Origin of the sequence: Variovorax sp. PAMC26660 (assembly GCF_014302995.1) — a bacterium.
GTDB lineage: Bacteria > Pseudomonadota > Gammaproteobacteria > Burkholderiales > Burkholderiaceae_C > Variovorax.
The window spans coordinates 5992284-6011053 of sequence record NZ_CP060295.1 but is presented as its reverse complement, the minus strand read 5'-3'; the positions used below and the strand labels follow the sequence as shown (position 1 = coordinate 6011053).

Here is an 18770-nt window from a genome sequence, read left to right as displayed (position 1 = left end):
TCATGAGAACCCTCGTTTTCTGGTTCGGCATCGCTTGCGCACTGCTCGCCGGGCTGGTCGATCCGGTGTGGGGCTACGCGGCCGTGTTCGCGGTGTCGCTGGTGCAGCTTGTGCTGCTCGGCGCCTCGGGTGCCAGCGTGTTCCTGCTGATCCACTACGCCACGATCCTGACCTACTTCTCGCTGGCGCCGGCGATGCAGATCGCCCACGACGTCGAGTTCTGGGACACCGGCGTGATCGGCTCGGCCGCGCACACGCAGGCGCTGATGCTCCTGCTGCTGTACATGGCGGGCGTGGAGGCCGCGCGGATCGGCGTGCGCGACCTGCCCGCTTCGCGCGCGGGCGGCCTGTTCAATACGCATGCGGTCGGCGTGGCCCACCCCTTCCTGCTGCTGTTGAGCTGTTCGCTCGCCGCGTTCGCCGCGCTCTTCATCCGGCCCGACCTGAACTTCGTGGCGCGCGGCATTCTGGGCGACGACGACAGTGTGCCGGTCGACTACATCGTCTATTCGACGCTGCCCAAGCTCGTGGTGCTGATGTGCTTCGTGGCGCTGGCCATCCACGCGTTTCGCCGGCAGACGCTGTGGGCGTGGTGCGCGGCCGGTCTGGCGCTTGCGCTGGCCGCCGTCGCGGCGAACCCGGTCAACACGGCGCGGCAGATCCTGCTGATCGGCCTGTTGCCGCTGTTCATCCATGGCTTCGGCCGGAGGCGGCGCTGGTTGCTGGCCTCGCTGATCTTCGGCGCCATCGCGGGTCTGGGGCCGGTGCTGAACCTGTTCTCGCGCGGGAATTTCTGGGGCGAAGGGCTCTCGACCTTTCCCTACAGCCAGGACTTCGACGCCATGTTCGTCGTGGCCGGCATTCTGGAGCGCGCGCCCATTCCGGATCTTGGCTTCGGGCGCTACCTGCTCTCGGCTTTCTCGTTCTTCCTGCCGCGCGACCTGAAGATGTTCCCGGACTTCGATCCGCTGGGCTGGTCGGCCATCCTTGGGAATTTCTCGCAGAGCAACCTGTCGCTGCCGCCGTTCACCACGGCGTATTTCGACTTCGGGCTGCTGGGTCCGCTGATGCTGGGCTTTGCGATCTCGGCGGGCTTTCGCCTGATCGACAAGGCGGTCGATCCGCACCGCGGGCTGTCGGGTGCGTATCTCTCGGCGCTGGTGCTGCTGGCTGCGTACGTGCCGTTCATGCGCGGTCCCATCCTCGGCTGGGGCCCCTTCGCAACCTCGGGGCTGATCGCGGCGGTGATCGCCGGTGCCCTGAGCGCACGCGGCCGCCGCCCGCAACACTGGGCCGCGCGACGCGGCCTGCCCATTGCCTGAGGACGCGACATGGCCACTTACCTGTTCTACGACACCATCCGGCTCAACAAGGGCGCGGGGGGCGTGCTGAATGTCTCCGAGGTGCTGCTGCGAAACATGCGGCTGTCCGCCGACGACCAGGTGCAGCCGATCAGCGAACGCCATCCGCGCGTGTACGAAGCGGCGCGGCGGCTGAAGGTGAGCCGCTTCCTGCTGGACACGCTGCTCTACAACTTTCACCGGTTGCTGGCGCTGCTGTCCGGCGAGCGGGTGTTCTCGCTGTTCCCGAACTACTTCCTGCCGCTCACGCTGTTCGGGCGGCACCAGGATTCGATCGTCATCGTGCACGACCTGCAGTACAAGGCGTACCCGCAATACTTCACGCGGCAGAAGCGGCTGTGGCTAGACTGGAGCCTCTGGCGCATCGCCCGCAGCGCCGCGGACGTGGTCTTCATCAGCAAGAGCAGCCAGCAGGATTTCGAGCGGCACTTCCGCGCCTGCGAGCGCGCAGCGGTCATCTTCAATCCGGTGGACGCCATCCACGGCGCAGCCCCGACCGGCACGACGGCACCGCGCGAGCGCTACCTGATCGCGGCCTACCACTACTACCCGCACAAGAACTTCGGCGGCATCCTGAAGCTGTTCGAGCGCATGAAGCGCGCAGGCCTGGTCGATTGCCTCGACATCACGGGGAACGGCGCTGCCGATGTCGAACGCATGGTCGCGGCGCTGGCGCCGGAGGTGCGCGGCGCCGTGCGGCACCGGGGGCTGGTGTCGCGCGAAGAGCTGGTGCGGCTGTACCTGGGCGCGACGGCGTTCATTTCGCTCTCTACCTTCGAGGGTTTCAATCTTTCCGCAGCCGAAGCGGCCACGCTCGGCGTGCCGCTGCTGCTGTCGGACATTCCGGTGCACCGGGAGCTTTTTTCGGGCTACGGCTTCTTCGTCGGCAGCGCGCCCTGCGATCCCTACAGGCTGGCGCGCTACCTCGCGCGGCACGAACGCACGCGCCCGGCGTGGTCGCTGGCCACTGCCTGCGCACCCGGCGCGGTGGCAGCGAGCTACCTCACGCTCAAGCGCAGGCCTGTTGCGTTCGCCAGGGCCATGCAATGAAGACGCGCACGGCTCTTCTTCTGCGCCTTCTGGCCGTGCTGCTGCTCGGAGCAGCATCGACGGCCGTGCTGGCGCAGCAGCCGGAGCCGCCGCTGCCGGGCTTCGGCGTGATGGTGCATTACCTGCCCGAAAAGCAATCCATCGCCGAGGTCATGCGTTTCGATGTGGAGGCCTTCGCGACTTCGCTGGCGCTGATGCGGGCCTCTCACCTGATCCTGACGCTGGGGCAGAACAACGGCCAGTACATCGCACCCAACCCCGCGTTGGAAGTGCTGTGCCCCGGCACCGCGAAGAACCGGCCGCCGCGCGACCTGCCGCTCGAAATCGGCCAGGCGTTGCGCCGCAGGGGCATCTCGCTGATTCTCTATTTGCCATTTCGTGCGCCCCAAGCCGACCCGTACCTTATGGAATGCCTGGGCGATGTCTCGGAACAATCGCCGCCGCCACCGCGTTTCATCGCGGCCTGGTCCAGCGTGATCCGGGACTGGTCCGAGCACTACGGCCCGCTCGCCACCGGCTGGTGGTTCGACGGTGTCTACAACACCCGGGGCATGACGGCGGCCGACTGGGACATGCTGTGCGGGGCAGCGCGCAGCGGCGCACCCAACCGCTGGCTGGCCTTCAATGCCGGCGAAGGCGCGGCGCGCTTCAGCCTCAAGAGCGCGCCCTGCCAGAACCTCATGGCCGGCGAGTTCATGCAGCCGCCCGAGCATCTTTCCACGCCGCCTTCCGAACTCATGTTCCATGTGCTGACGCCGCTGGGCACGTCCTGGGCGCGGCCGTCGGAGCCGCGCTTCCCGGCCGCGCAATTGCGCGCCTGGATCGCCGAGGCCAACGCAGCCAAAGGCATGTTCACGCTGGACATGCCGGTGGACGACAACTTCCGTTTTCTCCCGGCGCACCTTGCGCTGGTCCGAAGCGCCACGGCGCGCAAGCCCTGACCCTTCCCCAACCCCACACATCGACCCAGCCATGAGCCAACCCCTGCCCTTCATCGTGGTGGAAGACCGCCAGAACCAGACGCTGTCGCTGTGCCGCGAGTCGGCCGCGCAGGCCGACGAGCAACTGCTCGTGCTGTCGGACACCGACGCCGGCCCCGCCTACGAGCGTTTTCGCCACGCCTACATGCACCTGTCGAGCAATTCGCCCGAGTTCGAGAAGATCTGCTTTCGGCGCTACTTTCTCCTGGCGCAATACCTGGCCGCGCACCCCGAGTGCAGTGAGTTCGTGCTGATCGACAGCGACGTGCTGCTGTTCGAGGGCGCCGGCACGCACATCAGGCGGCTGGCGGGCAAGGCCGATTTCTCGGGCTCCTACATTCGCCCCGCGGACGGGTGGAACCCCTGCCAGATCTCGCCGCACGTGAGCTACTGGACATCGAACGGACTGCAGCGCTTCGTCGCCTTCGTGCTCGACACCTACGCAACGCCGGCCGGCAAGCGAAAGCTGCGCCAGATTGCCGCGCGTTTCGCGGCGCGCGGCATTCGCGGCGGCGTCTCCGACATGACGCTGCTCTACCTCTGGGCCCAGGCCACGGGCAACGCCGACCCGATCAACCGCGTGCTCGACGGCCACGTGATCGACCACAACATCAACAGCTCGCACAACCATCTGGCGCATGAGTTCCGCATTCGCGGCGGTGCCAAGCGCATCGCCTATCGCGATGGACAGCCCTGCCTGGTGATGTCTTCGGGTGACATGGCGCGCGTGCTGGCGCTGCACTTCCAGGGCAGCGCAAAGATGGCGATGCCGCATGCGCTGCGCGGCCGTGTGCGAACGGTCGCGGCGCTCACCTACGCGCTGCTGGTGGCGCGCCGGGCCAAGAACAGCGCGTTCAGGGTCGCCACGCGCGCGCGCCGGGTCTTCGACACGCTGCGCGTGGCCGATGCGCCGGCGGCCAAGTAAGCGCACAGACAAGCGGCGCACGCCATGAAGCCCTTCAGACCCTCACTCGCACTGCCCGGTGGCCGCATGGCCCGGTTGCTCGGGCTGGGCGCGCTGGCGTCGCGGCTGTACGTCTACCTGTCGGGCTTTCTGGCGATCTTCCTGATGGCGGCGAACGTGTCGCCCGCGCGCTTCGGCGAGTACTCGATCTACCAGTCCGTGATGGAAGTGGCGCTGGTGGTCGGCACGCTGGGCAGCACGCTGCTGTTCTCGCGCAATGCGGCCAGCGTGCCACCGGGCGTGTTCAGCGGCGATGTGGCTCGCACACTGGGCATCGGGCTGCCGCTGGCAACGCTGCTGGTGGTGGTCATCCTGGGCATGCAGCGCTTGCCGGTCGCCGACCTGCCGTTTCTGCTGGTGGTGGCCACGCTGGCGATTTTTTCGTTCAACAGCCTGCGGCTGGCGTACAGCCGAGGCCTGGGCCATGCGGGGCTGCTCAACCTGGAAGCCGGCATCCGCTCGACCATTCTGGTGCTGGGCGTGGCGGCCTGTGCCTCGCTGGGGTTCGAGCTGGGCGTGGCGCATCTGCTGCTCATCAACCTGTTCGCCTTCGTGGTCGTGTGCGCGGCCATCGTCCTGTCCTCCCACGGCGTGGCGCCGCCGAACGGACGGCATGCGCTGGCCCTGGCTTCGCAGGGCAGCGCGACCGTCTATTCGCTGCTGACCTTCCTCCTGCGCAAATCGGACCTGCTCATCGTGGCCTTCTTCATGCCGCTGAGCTATGTGGGGGCGTTCAAGCTCGCATTTTTGCTGGCGGAAGCGCCCTCGCAGTTCGTGCAGGCTTTTCTGTACACGAAGACGCCGGCCATGCTGGGCGCCAGCGCAGAAAAGCTCGCGGCGTCGAAGCTGCAACTGGCAAAGCATTCCTTCCTGCTGGGCTGTGCCCTCTTCGTCGGGCTCGCAGGCCTCATCACGGTGGCAGCGCCGCTGCTCAAGATGGGCAACGAGGCGCGCAGCATCTTCCTGTGCATCGCGCCGTACTTCCTGCTGCGCACATACACGGTCCACCACGAGATGGTGCTGTCGCTCAACACCTCGATGGGCTCGCTCGGCCGCTGGGCGCTGCTGGAGGTGGTGCTGCGCTTCCTGTCTTACGCCGTGGTGGTGGCGCTCTTTCCCGACAAGCCGCACTACGTGTTTTTCCTGGCGTGCGTATCCGACTTCGCGCTGTACGAAACACGCATGCGCCTGGCCTTCGGTTTCTTTCCGTTCATGCGCTTGCTCGGCCTGTCTCGCGTGAGGTCACCGTCGTGAAGATCCTCCTCTACTCGATGAACTTCACGCCAGAGCTGGCCGGCATCGGCAAGTACTCGGGCGAGATGGCGCAATGGCTGCATGCGCAGGGGCACGATGTTCGCGTGATCGCATCGCCGCCCTTCTTTCCACGCTGGGCGGTGTTCGAGGGCTACTCGGCCTGGACCTACCGCAAGAGCGACTGGAATGGCATCACCGTCTGGCGCGCGCCGACCTGGGTGCCGAAACAGCCGCGCACGCTGGCACGCATGGGGCATCTTTTCTCTTTCATGCTGTCGAGCATGCCGCTGCTCTTTGCGCAGATGCGCTGGAAGCCGGACCTGGTGTTCGTGGTGGAGCCGCCGCTCTTTTGCGCGCCGGCCGTTCTGCTCTTCTCGAAGATGCTGGGCGTCAAGTCGTGGCTGCACATCCAGGACTACGAGGTGGACGCCGCCTTCGGCCTGGGTTGGGTGCGCGGCGAGCGCGTGAAGCGCTTTGCCCTGTCGGCCGAACACTGGCTGCTGAGCCGCTTCGACCGGGTGTCGACCATCTCCACCGCCATGATCGAGAAGGCAAAGAGCAAGGGCATCGACGACAGCCGGCTGGTGCTCTTTCCCAACTGGGTGGATGTGAAGGCGATCCATCCTTCGGCCAGCCATGCGCCGCATGCTCCCGGGCTGGCAACCGGGTACAGGCTGGAAATGAACATTCCTGCCGATGCGGTGGTGGTGCTCTATGCGGGCAGCCTGGGCAGCAAGCAGGGCATCGAGCTGCTTGCCGATGCGGCGCGGCTGCTGGTGTGCTCGCACAACATCCACTTCGTGTTCTGCGGCAACGGCCCGAGCCGCGAGCCGTTGATGGCCGCGTGCATCCGGCTGGGCAATGTGCATTTTCTCGACCTGCAGCCCGCCGACAGGCTCAACGAGTTGCTGGGCACGGCCGACATTCATGTGCTGCCCCAGCGCGCCGATGCGGCCGACCTCGTCATGCCGTCGAAGCTGGGCGGCATGCTCGCGAGCGGCCGTGCGGTCATCGTGACGGCGCATGCGGGCACCGAGCTGAGCAACGTGGTGTCGGGGCGCGGCGTGGTGGTCGAACCGGGCGACGCGGCCGCGCTCGCCGATGCCATCGAGCAGTTGGCGATGTCGCCGCAGACAAGAGATGTGATGGGCACGGCCGGCCGGCGCTTCGCCGAAGCCGAGCTGGACCAGGACACGATCCTGCGGCGGCTGGAGCAGGAACTGCTGCGCTGCGTGGCCGGCTGACATCGGCTGCCACCTACCGAGCCACGACCATGTCCCACACCCACATCCTCGTGACCGGTGGCGCAGGCTTCATAGGCAGCCACACCTGCGTGGCCCTGATCGCGGCGGGCTACCTGCCGGTGGTGCTGGACACGCTGGTCAACAGCGACGCGCGCTCGCTGCAGCGGGTGGCCTGCATCACGGGCGTGCAGCCGGTGCTGGTGCGCGGCGACGTGCGCGACGGCACGGCGCTCGACCGCGTTTTCGCGGCGCACGACATCCACGCGGTCGTGCATCTGGCGGGCCTGAAAGCTGTCGGCGACTCGGTGGCCGACCCGGTGAGCTACTACGACGTCAACCTCGCGGGCACGCTCACGCTGGTCCAGTCGATGGCACGCGCGGGTGTTCGCGTGCTGGTCTTTTCTTCGTCGGCCACGGTCTATGGCGACACGCACCCCTCGCCCATTCCCGAGACCGCGCCGTATGCCGCCGTCAACCCCTATGGCCGCACCAAGGCGATGGTGGAGAACCTGCTCGCAGACCTCGCGCATGCCGACGCGCGCTGGGGCATTGCCTGCCTGCGCTACTTCAACCCCATCGGCGCGCATGAAAGCGGGCTGTTGGGCGAGCGCCCGCACGGTGCACCCAACAACCTGATGCCCTACATCGCGCAGGTGGCGGCGGGCGAGCGCGAGCACCTCGTGGTGCATGGCGCCGACTACGACACCATCGACGGCACCGGCGTGCGCGACTACGTGCATGTGATGGACGTGGCGGAAGGCCATGTGGCGGCGCTGCGCCACGCGGCGCGCCAGCCCGGCGTGCTGATGACCAACCTGGGCACGGGGCACGGCGCCTCGGTGCTGGAGGTCGTGGGCGCCTTCGAGCGCGCCAGCGGCCGCCGCATCGCCGTGCGCATTGGGCCGCGCCGCCCCGGCGACGCGCCCGCCTACTGGGCCGATGCGTGCAACGCCTACACAAGCCTCGGCTGGCGCGCACGGCGCGACCTCGACCAGATGTGCGCGGACTGCTGGCGCTGGCAGGCCGCCAATCCGCACGGTTTCGACGACCCGGTGCCGCCGCTGCAGTCCGCATGGCGGCCCGCGCCCGATGGCAGCCCGGTCTTCGCCTCAGGTACGCCGCTCCTTCACACCTCCAACCTGGGACATTCCAATGTCTGACCCTGCATACCGCCCTCCCGGCGAGCTTGCCGATGGCCGACCGGGTTACCCGGCCGGCGTTTGCCAGCCCGTCGCGCCGCTGTGGCCCGGCTTCCTGAACGGACAGGAAGATGCGCCGGTTCGCGTGCTGCTCGTCGACGACGACGAGTTCATGCGCCGTGTGATTGCCCAGGAGCTGCTGTCCGACCTGCGCATCCAGCTAGAAGGCCAGGCCGGCAGCCTGCGCGAAGGCCGCCGCCTGCTGGCCACCCATGACTTCGACGTGCTGATGGTCGACCTGCGGCTGGGCGACGGCACCGGCTTCGACCTGATCCGCGAAGCGCGCAAGCACCACCGCAACGTCGAGATCATCGTGATCTCTGCGCTGGAAGACGAATCGCATGTGCTGCATGCCTTCGAGCTGGGCGCCACCGGCTACCTGCTGAAAGACGCCTGGCTCCAGAGCTTCGCGCAGGCGGTGCTGCAGGTGGTCAACGGTGGCGCGGCCATCACGCCGCGGCTGGCCCGCCGGCTGCTGGGTCGGCTGAGCCACCGGCCCGCCGAGGTGTCGCCGATCGATCCGCCGCAGCGCGAGACGGCCTTGACGCGCCGGGAGTGCGAAATTTTGCGCTTCGTGGCGCGCGGCCATGTCACCGAGGAGATCGGCGCCCAGCTCGGCATCTCGGGGCAGACCGTCAACGCCCACATCAAGAACATCTACAAGAAATTGCATGTGCACTCGCGCGCGCAGGCCGTGAGCTACGCGGCCTATTCGGGCCTCATCTGAAAGGCGACCCATGACCACCACCACCATTCATCCCGTCGTTCTTTGCGGCGGCAGCGGCACGCGCCTGTGGCCGCTCTCACGCAAGGCGCTGCCCAAGCAGTTCGCGCCGCTGGTCGGCGGCAAGAGCCTGCTGCACCTCACGCTGGAGCGGCTGGGCAGCCTGAACACCAACGTGACCTGCATCGCGTCGGAAGACCATCGCTTCCTGGTGCGCGAGACGGTTGAAAGTGCGCGTACCACCGGCCGGCAGATCCTGGAGCCGGTGGCGCGCAACACGGCTGCGGCCATGGCCTGCGCCGCGCTGCTGGCCGACAAGGACGACCTGCTGCTGTTCGCACCGGCCGACCATCACATTCCCGACACCGCGCTGTTCGCGCAGACCGTGCGCGGCGGTGTCGAAGCCGCGCTGGCGGGCCGCATCGTCACCTTCGGCGTGGTGCCTAGCTTTCCGAGCACGGCCTACGGCTACATCGAGGCGGGGCAGGCATCGGGCGACGGCTGCAGCCATGCCGTGGTGCGCTTCGTGGAGAAGCCATCGGAAGAAGTGGCCGTGTCGCTGATCCTGCATGGCGGCTATTGCTGGAACGCGGGCATCTTTCTCGTGCAGGCCCGCACGCTGATTGCGGCGCTGCGCACGCACGCGCCCGACATCCTGCTGGCCTGCGAGCGCGCCACCGCCGACGTGTCGACCGATGGCAGCTTCCTGCGGCTGGACCGCGAGGCCTTCTCGGCCTGCCGCAGCGACAGCATCGACTACGCCGTGCTCGAAAAGCACAAGGACATCGCGGTCGTGAAGTTCGAGGGCGGCTGGAGCGACGTCGGCAGCTGGAACGCGGTGGCCAACCTGTACCCGGCGGACGACGCCGGCAACCGCCTGAGCGGAAAGGCCAGCGCACTACACTCGCGCAACACCTTCGTCCATGCGCCGCACCGGCCGGTGGTCGCGCTGGGCACCGACAACCTCATCATCGTGGACACGCCGGACGCCGTGCTGGTGGCCGGCGCGGGCTGTGCCGAACAGGTGGCGGACGTGGTGCGGATGCTTGCGCTGGAAGGTCGCGCGGAGGCCACCGAACACCGGCGCGTGGTGCGGCCCTGGGGCGCGTACGACAGCGTCGACACCGGCGAGCGCTTCCAGGTCAAGCGCCTGACCGTCAAGCCCGGCGCCAAGCTGTCGCTGCAGATGCATCACCACCGCTCGGAACACTGGATCGTGGTGCAGGGCACGGCCAAGGCGACCTGCGACGGCGTGGTCACGCTGGTGCGGGAGAACGAGTCGATCTACCTGCCGCTGGGCGCCATCCACCGGCTGGAGAACCCCGGCAAGACCATGCTGGAGGTGATCGAGGTGCAGACCGGCGGCTACCTGGGCGAAGACGACATCGTGCGTTTCGACGACACCTACGGGCGCTGCGCGGTCATCCGCACGCGGGCCGAGATGACCAAGCAGCCCGTACTGACCGAAGCCAGCGCCGACCTGTTGCCGTCACCACCCGTGGAAGCGCCCCCAGCGCGCCAGGCTTCCGTCTTCTGACAGCGCGTGGTATTCGGGAAACTGCGCGCCAGTGGCGCAGGCGTGGTTGGGCAGGATGCGCAGGCGCGTGCCGAGCGGAAAACGTGTGGCGATGTCGGTGTCGGGCGTGCCTTCGCGCGACAGGATGCCGTGTTCCTGGTTCGCGCCGCCGAGCACATAGCCTTCGAGCACCGTGCCGTCGACATCGCAAACCTGGCCGTAGCCAAAGTCGCGCTTCTGCTTTTGCGTGCCACGGTCGCGGCTCATCGCCATCCAGCCCGCATCGACGATGGCCCAGCCCTTCTCGACCTGGTGGCCGATCACCGTGGTGAGCACGCTCAGTGCGAGGTCGTCCGTGCTGCACACGCCGACGTTGCGCATCACGAGGTCGAAGAACACGTAGACGCCCGCCCGCACCTCTGTCACGCCATCCAGCCGCTCGGCCATCAGCGCCGTGGGCGTGGAGCCCACGCTGACCACCGGGCACGGCAGACCGGCATCGCGAAGCCGCTGCGCGACGCGCACGCAGCCGGCGCGCTCTTGCTCGGCCATGGCGCGCAGTGCCTCGGGCGTGTCGAAGTCATAGCTGGAACCGGCATGCGTCATCACGCCGCCCAGGCGCATGCCGCCGTCGTGCAGCACGTGCGCGACTTCGAGCAGCACGTCGTCTTCCGGGCGAATGCCGGAGCGGTGGCCGTCGGTGTCGACTTCGATGAGCACCTCGAAGACTTCACCCTGCGCGCGGCCGAACTCGGCAATGGCGCGCGCCGAAGCCACGCCGTCCGTGAGGATGACCAGCGCGCAACCGCGCCGGCGCAGGTCCAGCGCATGCGGCAGCCGGTGCGGCGCCATGCCGACGGCATAGAGGATGTCGGTGAAGCCATCGACGAAGAACTGATCGGCTTCCTTCAGCGTGGACACGGTGATGCCCTGTGCGCCCGCATCGCGCTGCGCACGGGCGACCTCGGCGCACTTGGTGGTCTTGACGTGCGGGCGAAAGCGCACGCCCAACTCGTTCATGCGCTGCTGCATGCGCGCGATGTTGTGCTGCATGCGCGAGCGTTCGACGATGGCGGCGGGTGTGTCGAGGGTCGAGAGAGTCAAGGCGGCGTCGTTGTTCATCGGTTCATCAATCCAGGTAGTCGCCCTTGGCCTTGAGCGCGGGCACGTCGTCGCGCAGTCCACGCGCGATCAGCGCCGACACAGCCGCAGGCTTGAGTGCATCGGGCGTCGGCAGGTCCACGCCCACGGCGTGCATCTGCCGACGGAAGTCGGGGTCGGCCGCGGCATCGGCCAGCGCGGTGCGCAGGCGCGCCATCACCGGCTCGGGCGTGCCGCGCGGCGCGAAGATGGCGTTCCAGGCCCGCACGTCGAGCGGGTAACCGGCTTCGGCTGCGGTGCCGACGGCGGGCAACTGCGGCAGCCGCGCTGAAGACAGCACGGCCAGCGCCTTCACCTTGCCACCGGCCACCTGCGGCAATGCGGTGGTGGTCTGGTCGCACATGAAGTCGGTCTGCCCGCCCATCAGGTCGTTCATGGCCGGGGCCACGCCCTTGTAGGGAATGTGCGCCACGTTCTGCTGCAGGGCAGACAGCAGCAGCACGCAGCCGTAGTGCGAGATGGAACCCACGCCCGCGCTGCCGAACGAGGCCTTGCCCTTGTGCGTGCCGAGCCAGGCGACAAATTCCTTGAGGTTGTTGGCCGGCAGGTCGGCCCGCGCCAGCAGCAGCATGGGCGCGGCGCCGGCGAGGCCGACAGGCAGGAAGTCCGTCTCGGGGTTGTAGGGCAGCTTCTTGTACAGCGCCACGTTGGCGACGTGCGTGCCGATGGTGCCGAAGGCCAGCGTGTAGCCATCGGGCGCCGCCTTCGCGGCCTTGGTCAGGCCGATGGTGCCGCCGGCCCCGGCCACGTTTTCGATGATGACGGCCTGGCCGAGCTGCTTGCCCATGTGCAGCGCAAAACCACGGGCCAGCGCATCGCTCGGCCCACCGGGCGGGAAGGGAACGATCAACGTCACGGGCCGTTGCGGAAAGCCCGCGCCCTGCGCGAGCGCAGGCGCGTGCAAGGCGAAGGCCGCCGTCAATGCGAGCGCGCCACGCTGGAGCCAGGCGACGCGGCTCATGCAAGCCGCCCGAAGGACTGGAGCCACGGCAGCGCCGGTGCCAGCGTCGCGCCCTGCTGCTCGGGCGACAGCGCGCCCTGCGGCAGCGCCAGCCCCACGCGGTTGTGCCAGTAGGTGCGAAGGCCGACGACCGAGGTGCCGAACATGTCGTAGCCCGAGCCGGCGACGAAGGCTGCGTCTTCGGCTTGCACACCCAACTGATCGAGCGCAGCGCGGTAGGGACGCGGATCGGGCTTGTAGAAACCAGCCTCTTCCGAGGTGACGACCACGTCCCAATCGACGCCGAGCAGCGAGGCCGCGCGATGGCCGAGCCGGCGCGAGCAGTTGGTGACCACCGCGAGCTTGCAGTGCGGCTTGAGCGCCAGCAGCAGTTCGCGCGCGCCGTCCCATACGGGCAGAGTGTCCCAGTGGGCTTCGAGCGCGTCGGGCGCCGAGTCGGCCATGCCGGTGTTGCGCGCGGCGTCTTTCACGAGCTGTTCGTAGGGCACATAGGCGCCGCAGCCGTAGGTCAGGCGCAGGTACTCGGCGCGCCAGGCACGGCCTTTGTCTTCCGAGCCTGCGGCGACGTTCCAGACGGTCCAGGAATCGAGCAGCGCGGTCAGCAGGTCGAAGAGAACGGCACGCGGATAGAACGCTTCGGTGGGGGCGATGGGTGCTTGCATGAGCACGGACTGTACGTTTCAAGACCCCTGCTGTGCTTCAATGCAGCGTCATCAATCGTTAAGCACAAGTGAATGATCCAGATCGAGGACATGCAACTGGCGGCCGCCCTGCTGCGCGAGCCGTCCCTGAGCGCCGCAGCCCGCGCGCTGGACGTGACGCCGCCCGCGCTGTCGATGCGGCTGCGCAAGCTGGAAGCCGCACTGGGCCTGTCGCTCGCCACCCGCACGTCGCGAAAACTGAGCCTGACACCTGAAGGCGAACGCTTCGCACGCGAAGCCGCCGCGCTGCTCGGGCAGATCGAGGGGCTGCGCGAATCGATGCAGCGTGACGACCGCCGGCTCACCGGCACGCTGCGCATCGCCGCGCCCTTCGGCTATGGCCGGCAGTACGTGGCGCCGATGCTTGCGCGTTTCGCGCGCCTGCATCCGGGGCTGCATGTGCAGCTCGATCTGCGCGAGACGCCGTGGCCAGACCGGCACGATGCCGACGCGGTCATCCACATCGGCGCGGTGCGCGATTCTTCATGGGTGGCGCGCACGCTCAGTGCCAACGAGCGCTGGCTGTGCGCAAGCCCGGATTACCTGCGCACACACGGCGTGCCGCAAGTGCCGCGCGATGTGATGGCGCACGACTGCATCAGCATCCGCGAGAACGACGAAGATGTGACCTTGTGGCATGTGCGCACCGCAGGCAAGCGCGCTTCGGCACGCGAGACCCTGCGCATCTCCCCCGCCTACGTTACCAACGACGGCGGCGTGGCGCGGCAATGGGCCGAGCAAGGCATGGGGCTGGTGCTGCGTTCGGAGTGGGATGCGGCGGACGCCATTGCGCGCGGCACGCTGGTGCGCGTGCTGGCCGACTGGCAGTTCGACAGCGCGCCGGTCACCCTGCTGGTGCCGACCCGCAAGGGACGCACCGCACGCATGCAGGCGCTGGTCGAATTTCTGGAGAGCAGCTTCGGCGCCTCGCGCAAGTGAGCCGGGCCGCCTCGTCAAGACAATGACGCGGCATGCGCATCCAGCTCGGACTGGATGCGCGTCGCCAGATCGACAAGCGCGGCACTGCGCCGCAACAGGAGCCGCCCCGCGTCGGTGAGATTCACCACGCGCGTGCTGCGATGAAGCAACTGCATGCCGACCTGCGCTTCAAGCTCGGTGATGTATTTGCTGACCGTCGACTTCGACAGTTGCATCGACGATGCGGCGCGCGTCAGGTTGCCGTGGCGGGCGACTTCGCGAAGCGCCCCGACGAGTTCAAGGCTGAAGGGTGTGGACAAGGGGAATCAGGCGGGGAGACGAAAGCGCACGACGATACGGCGCGCCCGGCCCCTCGTGAACGAAGCAATCGGCAGATGCTTATGCCTTCACCGTCTCCTGTGGCTCACCCAGCGACAGCATCAGCCGGTTGGCCCAGTTGAAGAAGGCGGCGCCGTGGATCACGTCGGCAATGGCCAGGTCGTCCAGCCCTTGTGCGCGCAGTTGCTCGATGTGGTCGGGTCCGAAGCTGGACGGCGTGGACGACAGCGCGACCGAGGCCGCGACGATCGCATTCCAGCGCTCGCCAAGCTCGGCGTTCACGCCTTCGTCGAGCAGACGCTGCACGTCTTGCGTGCGGTGCGAGAAATGCGAGGCGAAGCGCACATGCACCGAGGCGCAATAGATGCACCCGTTGTAGCGCGAAGCCGCCGCAGCCGACAGCTCGCGTTCGGCACGCGGCAGGCCGGCTTCGGCGTTGTAGAAGATGTCCTTGTCCGTGCGCGTGCGGGCACCCAGGATGTCGGGGTCGCGCGCCAGCAGGCGGAAGTACGGCGACTTGGCTCGGGCCGCGTCCACCAGGCCGGCGTAGTGCCGCTCGGTCAACTCGGCTTCGGGCAGCGGCTCCAGCCACGGCAGCCATTCGAGCTGGGCCTGCGTGAAGACGCTCGGGTGCGTGTTGTCGGGATGGGTCAGGGTCGATTCGGTGGTCATGGTGTTCAAGCCGTGGTTGCGGGGGCGGGACGTTGGGCCAGCGCCTGCAGGCCGGTGACGACGCGGATCTGGAACGCAAGAAAAGCCACGAGCTGCGACAGCGTCACGATCTCGGTGCTCGACCAGCCTGCGTCGAGCAGCGCCTGCAGGGCGGCCGGGCTCGCATCGCGCGGATGGAACACGAGCAGGTGCGCGTGCACGAGGGCCGCAAAGAGACGGCCGCCCAGCACCTCGCGGTGCGTGTCGCTCACCGCATACAACGGGCCGGCCGTGTCTTCGGCACTGAGTGGCCCTGCGGGATAGCGGCCATACGGCCCTTGCGCTGTGCCGTGCTTCGTTTCTGCGGCAATGGCCTCGGCCAGGCCGGCACGGGCGCCCTGCCCGGCCAGTTCGGTTGCATAAAAGCGCGCCACATCGGCCTGCCCATGCAGGCCGGCGACGAAGGCCGCAACGGCGAACCGGTCCACCGCATTGAAATGCCCGAACACAGGCGGCGTGGGCGCGAACAGCGACAGGTAGCTCTGCTGCGCATGCGTGCGCGCCTCCTGGCGATGCGCGCGAACGAGGTCGATGTGATCTCCCGGCGCAACGCCGACAAGTCGGTCGATCACATCGGGAATGGAAGACACGGGAGGAGAAACGATGGCGTTCATGCGGCCTTGAGAAGCGTGTTGGCGGGTTGATGAAGTTCTGCCGCACCCGCATCGCGCACCCAGCCCAGGGCCGGCGCGACCACGGTGGCGGTCAGTTCGATGGAGCGCAGGATGGCGTCGTGCGGCGGGTCGATGGAATGCACCTGGCACACGAGATCGGTCACGCGCTGCAGCGTGCTGTCGGCGCGCAGCGAGGCGATCACGTCGTCGGGTGCGCCGACGTGCACGTCGTAGGCGGCGATCAGTTCGTCCAGCGTGGCATCAGGGCCGACACGGCCCGAAAGGCCGGCTTGCCCCGACGCGGCGAAACGGGCAGCGGCGCGGCGCAACCCGATGTCGGCAAGGCGCAGCGCCTCCTCGCGGGTCTCGGCCACGAAGACGCTGCGCGAACCGACGATGCGCGGCGCCTTGCCCGCCGGCAACGCGGCCAGGTAGGCATCGACGATGGGGTTCTGGATGTCGGCGAGCGTCGCGTTCGGTGCCTCGGCGGAACGCGGCTGCGTGCGCGAGAGCATCAGGCCATCGCCCACCTGCCCCGCACGCGTGCCGCCGCTCACCGAGAAGGTAGCCTGCCAGATGCGGTCGAGCAGTTGCGAGGCCGCCGGGTACAGCGTGTCGCCGCCAACCAGCGGCTGACCGGCCCATGCGGCGCGCACCACGGCGAGGTGCTTCGCGAAGATGGCCGAGCGGTCGTCACTGTGGAGCCCGAATGCGGCGAAAGCCTCGGGCGTGCCGCCCGTTCCCACGCCCACTTCGAGCCGGCCGCCGGACAGCAGGTCGAGCACGACCGCGTCTTCGGCCACACGCACCGCGTTTTCCAGCGGCAGCGTCACGATGCCGGTGCCCAACCGAATGCGCCGGGTGCGCGATGCCACGTAGGCGAGAAAGACGAAAGGCGACGGCAAGCCGCCCTCGTGTTCATGGAAATGGTGCTGCGCGACCCAGGCCGAATCGAAGCCGAAGGCCTCGGCATGCGCGATCTGCGCCGCGACAAGCCTGTAGCGTTCGGCGGCGGTTGCGTCGTCGAGCAGCCGGCTGAAGAAGCCCAGGCGCAGGGGCGCGGCGTTCGCAGAAGGCCGGGGTGTGAAGGAAGGATGGGACAAGATCGAGGTGCCTTCCGCCGGGAACGGTGTGCGCGATCTGATGCCCGGCATCCGGAAGGGAAAAGTTGCGAAGAAGCCTTCGAGTGTTGCCCGCAACACCGCATCACCGGAAATGCGGATTTGGAGTTTGCTTATCTGTTTTTCACGCGCGTCGTGTCGTGTCGTGTCGTGTCGTGTCGTGTCAGCGCAGCGTGTAGCCGCCGTCGACGTAGATGGTCGAGCCGCTCATGTTGCCGTTGTCCAGCAAAAAGAGCGCCGCGCCCGCCGCTTCGGCCACGGTGCCGAAGCGGCGGTTGAGCGTCAGCTTCTCCCACATCTCGCCCACGGCCTTGAAGACTTCGGGCGGCTTGTTGCGCCACAGCTCGCTGTCGATGGTGCCGGGCGACACGCAGTTGACGCGGATCGGCGCCAGCTCCAGCGCGAGCGCGCGGGCCAGCCCTTCGACCGCCGCGTTGCAAGCCGCATAGGCCGGCGCGCCGATGGGCCGCACCGAGGCCGCGCCTGACATCAGTACCACCGACGCATCCGGCGCGAGGTGCGGCAAGGCCGCGTGCACGGTCCAGTACTGGCCCCAGAACTTGGCCTTGAACACGGCCTCGGCCGCTTCTTGCGAGTCTTCGCGAAACGACACGGAGTGATTGACCGAGCCGGGCGTGAACAAACCGGCGAGCCGGCCGCTGCCCTCGAAGAAGGCGGCGATGGATGCGCGCTCCCTCGCGTCGACTGTGCGCGCGGTGGCCAGCGGGCCGAGCTTCTGCGTCGCGGCTTCGGCTTTTTCACTCGAACGTCCGCCGATGAGGACGCGGTCGCCGCGCGCCACCAGTTGCTGGGCCAGCGCGAACCCCATGCCCGAGGTGCCGCCGATGATGGCGTAGGTCTTGACTGTGCTGTTGCTCACGAGGTGCTTTCGTTGTGGGTTGAACTCATGCATCGATGCTATGAAGGCCACTCCCACAGGTAAAACGATAAGATTTCGCGAGACCCGCGCACTGGGTTCCGCAATCGATCTCCACCTTTCCCTGCATGTCCAACCTCGAGCCGCAAAGCCCCATCCGCGTCTTCCTGGCCGTCTGCCAGGCAGGCAGCTTTGCCAAGGCCGCCGACGGACTGGCGCTGACCGCATCGGCCATCGCCAAGACTATCGCGCGGCTCGAAGCGCGCCTGCAGGTGCGGCTGTTCGACCGCACCACGCGGCGGCTGTCGCTGACGCGCGAAGGCCAGACTTACCAAGAAGCCTGCCTGCGCGCGACAGACGACATCGACCGGGTTGAGGCCTCGCTCGCGCAGGCGGCCTCGGTGCCCAGCGGCACATTGCGCGTCAGCCTGCCGCCGCTGTTCGGCACGCAGGTGATCGCGCCGGTGCTGTATGGGCTCGGCGAACGCTATCCGGCGCTCGCCTTCGACATCTCGCTGGACATCGAGCGCGTCGATTTGCTCGCGCGCGGCATCGACCTCGCGGTGCGCATCGGCGAGCTGCCCGATGTGACCGGCCTCACGGCGCGACGGCTCGGCACGCAGGGACTGGTGATGTGCGCTTCGGCGGGCTACGTCGAGCAGCACGGCGAGCCGGCCACAAAGGACGATCTTGCGGGGCATGCGCTGATCACGACCACGCATCGCGGCCAGGCTGTGCCCTGGCAATTGACCGACGCCGAAGGACGCATCGAGAGCTGGTCGCCACCCTCACGGCTGCGCACCGACAGCAGCATGCTCACCCTGGCCGCGGTGCGTGCCGGCCGCGGCATCGGCCTGCTGCCTCGCTGGCTGGTGGCCGATGACCTTGCCGCCGGCCGCCTTCGCGCGCTGATGGCCGAGCGGCTCGCGGGGCATCTGCCCATTCATGCGCTGTGGCTCACGGCGCCGGTGATGCTGCCCAGGCTGAGGGTGGCCATCGATGCGATCGTCGACGCGGTGTGAAGCCTGCTGTCGTGTTTCACTGGGGATGGAATTTCTTTCACTGAACTTGGAAC

The 18770-nt window shown here is 68.0% G+C and carries 19 protein-coding genes; 11 read left to right on the top strand and 8 right to left on the bottom strand.

Going from position 1 to position 18770, the window contains the following annotated elements; all coding sequences use genetic code 11:
* Window positions 1-2 precede the first annotated feature (2 nt).
* From H7F35_RS28335 to H7F35_RS28295, 9 genes are read left to right on the top strand one after another with little or no spacing between them, the layout of a single operon-like run.
* The gene (locus tag H7F35_RS28335; RefSeq protein WP_187109845.1) at window positions 3-1322 is read left to right on the top strand and encodes a hypothetical protein; all 1320 of its coding nucleotides are present in this window, start codon (window positions 3-5) and stop codon (window positions 1320-1322) included.
* A 9-nt stretch (window positions 1323-1331) separates the two neighbouring features.
* A complete protein-coding gene (locus H7F35_RS28330; protein ID WP_187109844.1) occupies window positions 1332-2411 on the top strand; it encodes a glycosyltransferase in 1080 nt (359 codons plus the stop codon).
* Complete coding sequence (locus tag H7F35_RS28325) at window positions 2408-3352, top strand: hypothetical protein (protein ID WP_187109843.1); 945 nt, start codon at window positions 2408-2410, stop codon at window positions 3350-3352. The genes H7F35_RS28330 and H7F35_RS28325 overlap by 4 nt, the downstream gene beginning before the upstream one ends.
* 31 nt (window positions 3353-3383) lie before the next feature.
* Entirely contained in the window at window positions 3384-4316 is a 933-nt protein-coding gene (locus H7F35_RS28320; RefSeq protein ID WP_187109842.1) for a hypothetical protein, read from the top strand.
* Window positions 4317-4340: 24 nt separating this feature from the next.
* Window positions 4341-5609, top strand: coding sequence for a lipopolysaccharide biosynthesis protein (locus H7F35_RS28315; protein WP_187109841.1), 1269 nt, complete (start codon window positions 4341-4343; stop codon window positions 5607-5609).
* Entirely contained in the window at window positions 5606-6853 is a 1248-nt protein-coding gene (locus H7F35_RS28310; RefSeq protein ID WP_187109840.1) for a glycosyltransferase WbuB, read from the top strand. The genes H7F35_RS28315 and H7F35_RS28310 overlap by 4 nt, the downstream gene beginning before the upstream one ends.
* 29 nt (window positions 6854-6882) lie before the next feature.
* Window positions 6883-8013, top strand: coding sequence for a UDP-glucose 4-epimerase GalE (galE, locus tag H7F35_RS28305; protein ID WP_187109839.1), 1131 nt, complete (start codon window positions 6883-6885; stop codon window positions 8011-8013).
* Window positions 8006-8779, top strand: coding sequence for a LuxR C-terminal-related transcriptional regulator (locus H7F35_RS28300; protein ID WP_187109838.1), 774 nt, complete (start codon window positions 8006-8008; stop codon window positions 8777-8779). The genes galE and H7F35_RS28300 overlap by 8 nt, the downstream gene beginning before the upstream one ends.
* A gap of 10 nt (window positions 8780-8789) precedes the next feature.
* Window positions 8790-10313, top strand: coding sequence for a mannose-1-phosphate guanylyltransferase/mannose-6-phosphate isomerase (locus H7F35_RS28295; protein ID WP_187109837.1), 1524 nt, complete (start codon window positions 8790-8792; stop codon window positions 10311-10313).
* On the opposite strand, the gene H7F35_RS28290 is transcribed toward H7F35_RS28295, so the two are convergent.
* The 3 genes from H7F35_RS28290 to H7F35_RS28280 are packed head-to-tail and all read right to left on the bottom strand — an operon-like array spanning window position 10266 to window position 13076.
* Entirely contained in the window at window positions 10266-11414 is a 1149-nt protein-coding gene (locus tag H7F35_RS28290; RefSeq protein ID WP_187109836.1) for a DSD1 family PLP-dependent enzyme, read from the bottom strand. The genes H7F35_RS28295 and H7F35_RS28290 overlap by 48 nt on opposite strands.
* A 7-nt stretch (window positions 11415-11421) precedes the next feature.
* Window positions 11422-12414 (bottom strand): tripartite tricarboxylate transporter substrate-binding protein, encoded by a 993-nt coding sequence (locus tag H7F35_RS28285; protein ID WP_187109835.1) that lies wholly within the window; start codon window positions 12412-12414, stop codon window positions 11422-11424.
* On the bottom strand, window positions 12411-13076 hold the full coding sequence (locus H7F35_RS28280; RefSeq protein ID WP_187109834.1) for an HAD family hydrolase: 666 nt from the start codon (window positions 13074-13076) through the stop codon (window positions 12411-12413). The genes H7F35_RS28285 and H7F35_RS28280 overlap by 4 nt, the downstream gene beginning before the upstream one ends.
* Window positions 13077-13148: 72 nt before the next feature.
* Between H7F35_RS28280 and H7F35_RS28275 the strand changes: the two genes are divergently transcribed.
* Window positions 13149-14054, top strand: a complete 906-nt coding sequence (locus H7F35_RS28275) for a LysR family transcriptional regulator (protein ID WP_187109833.1) — start codon at window positions 13149-13151, stop codon at window positions 14052-14054.
* Between the two features lie 14 nt (window positions 14055-14068).
* On the opposite strand, the gene H7F35_RS28270 is transcribed toward H7F35_RS28275, so the two are convergent.
* The 5 genes from H7F35_RS28270 to H7F35_RS28250 all read right to left on the bottom strand — a co-directional run bounded on the left by H7F35_RS28270 (window position 14069) and on the right by H7F35_RS28250 (window position 17698).
* The gene (locus H7F35_RS28270) at window positions 14069-14353 is read right to left on the bottom strand and encodes a LysR family transcriptional regulator (RefSeq protein WP_187109832.1); all 285 of its coding nucleotides are present in this window, start codon (window positions 14351-14353) and stop codon (window positions 14069-14071) included.
* Between the two features lie 79 nt (window positions 14354-14432).
* Window positions 14433-15044 carry an alkylhydroperoxidase domain protein gene (locus tag H7F35_RS28265; protein WP_187109831.1) on the bottom strand — a complete coding sequence of 204 codons (612 nt, stop codon included), beginning with the start codon at window positions 15042-15044 and terminating at the stop codon, window positions 14433-14435.
* A gap of 5 nt (window positions 15045-15049) precedes the next feature.
* Window positions 15050-15697, bottom strand: coding sequence for a CMD domain protein (locus H7F35_RS28260; RefSeq protein ID WP_187109830.1), 648 nt, complete (start codon window positions 15695-15697; stop codon window positions 15050-15052).
* Window positions 15694-16800, bottom strand: coding sequence for a putative FMN-dependent luciferase-like monooxygenase (locus H7F35_RS28255; RefSeq protein ID WP_261803384.1), 1107 nt, complete (start codon window positions 16798-16800; stop codon window positions 15694-15696). The genes H7F35_RS28260 and H7F35_RS28255 overlap by 4 nt, the downstream gene beginning before the upstream one ends.
* A gap of 181 nt (window positions 16801-16981) precedes the next feature.
* Entirely contained in the window at window positions 16982-17698 is a 717-nt protein-coding gene (locus H7F35_RS28250; RefSeq protein ID WP_222621977.1) for an SDR family oxidoreductase, read from the bottom strand.
* 125 nt (window positions 17699-17823) lie between these two features.
* Here H7F35_RS28250 and H7F35_RS28245 point away from each other — a divergent pair, with 125 nt between their 5' ends.
* Window positions 17824-18717, top strand: a complete 894-nt coding sequence (locus tag H7F35_RS28245) for a LysR family transcriptional regulator (RefSeq protein WP_187109827.1) — start codon at window positions 17824-17826, stop codon at window positions 18715-18717.
* Window positions 18718-18770 lie beyond the last annotated feature (53 nt).

Bases quoted from the DNA above. Each gene is read 5' to 3' on its own strand.
- H7F35_RS28265 (WP_187109831.1), bottom strand. From the start codon at position 15,044: ATGACCACCGAATCGACCCTGACCCATCCCGACAACACGCACCCGAGC.
- H7F35_RS28325 (WP_187109843.1), top strand. From the start codon at position 2,408: ATGAAGACGCGCACGGCTCTTCTTCTGCGCCTTCTGGCCGTGCTGCTG.
- H7F35_RS28290 (WP_187109836.1), bottom strand. From the start codon at position 11,414: ATGAACAACGACGCCGCCTTGACTCTCTCGACCCTCGACACACCCGCC.
- H7F35_RS28280 (WP_187109834.1), bottom strand. From the start codon at position 13,076: ATGCAAGCACCCATCGCCCCCACCGAAGCGTTCTATCCGCGTGCCGTT.
- H7F35_RS28300 (WP_187109838.1), top strand. From the start codon at position 8,006: ATGTCTGACCCTGCATACCGCCCTCCCGGCGAGCTTGCCGATGGCCGA.
- H7F35_RS28320 (WP_187109842.1), top strand. From the start codon at position 3,384: ATGAGCCAACCCCTGCCCTTCATCGTGGTGGAAGACCGCCAGAACCAG.
- H7F35_RS28335 (WP_187109845.1), top strand. From the start codon at position 3: ATGAGAACCCTCGTTTTCTGGTTCGGCATCGCTTGCGCACTGCTCGCC.
- galE (WP_187109839.1), top strand. From the start codon at position 6,883: ATGTCCCACACCCACATCCTCGTGACCGGTGGCGCAGGCTTCATAGGC.
- H7F35_RS28330 (WP_187109844.1), top strand. From the start codon at position 1,332: ATGGCCACTTACCTGTTCTACGACACCATCCGGCTCAACAAGGGCGCG.
- H7F35_RS28315 (WP_187109841.1), top strand. From the start codon at position 4,341: ATGAAGCCCTTCAGACCCTCACTCGCACTGCCCGGTGGCCGCATGGCC.
- H7F35_RS28285 (WP_187109835.1), bottom strand. From the start codon at position 12,414: ATGAGCCGCGTCGCCTGGCTCCAGCGTGGCGCGCTCGCATTGACGGCG.
- H7F35_RS28295 (WP_187109837.1), top strand. From the start codon at position 8,790: ATGACCACCACCACCATTCATCCCGTCGTTCTTTGCGGCGGCAGCGGC.
- H7F35_RS28275 (WP_187109833.1), top strand. From the start codon at position 13,149: ATGATCCAGATCGAGGACATGCAACTGGCGGCCGCCCTGCTGCGCGAG.
- H7F35_RS28260 (WP_187109830.1), bottom strand. From the start codon at position 15,697: ATGAACGCCATCGTTTCTCCTCCCGTGTCTTCCATTCCCGATGTGATC.
- H7F35_RS28245 (WP_187109827.1), top strand. From the start codon at position 17,824: ATGTCCAACCTCGAGCCGCAAAGCCCCATCCGCGTCTTCCTGGCCGTC.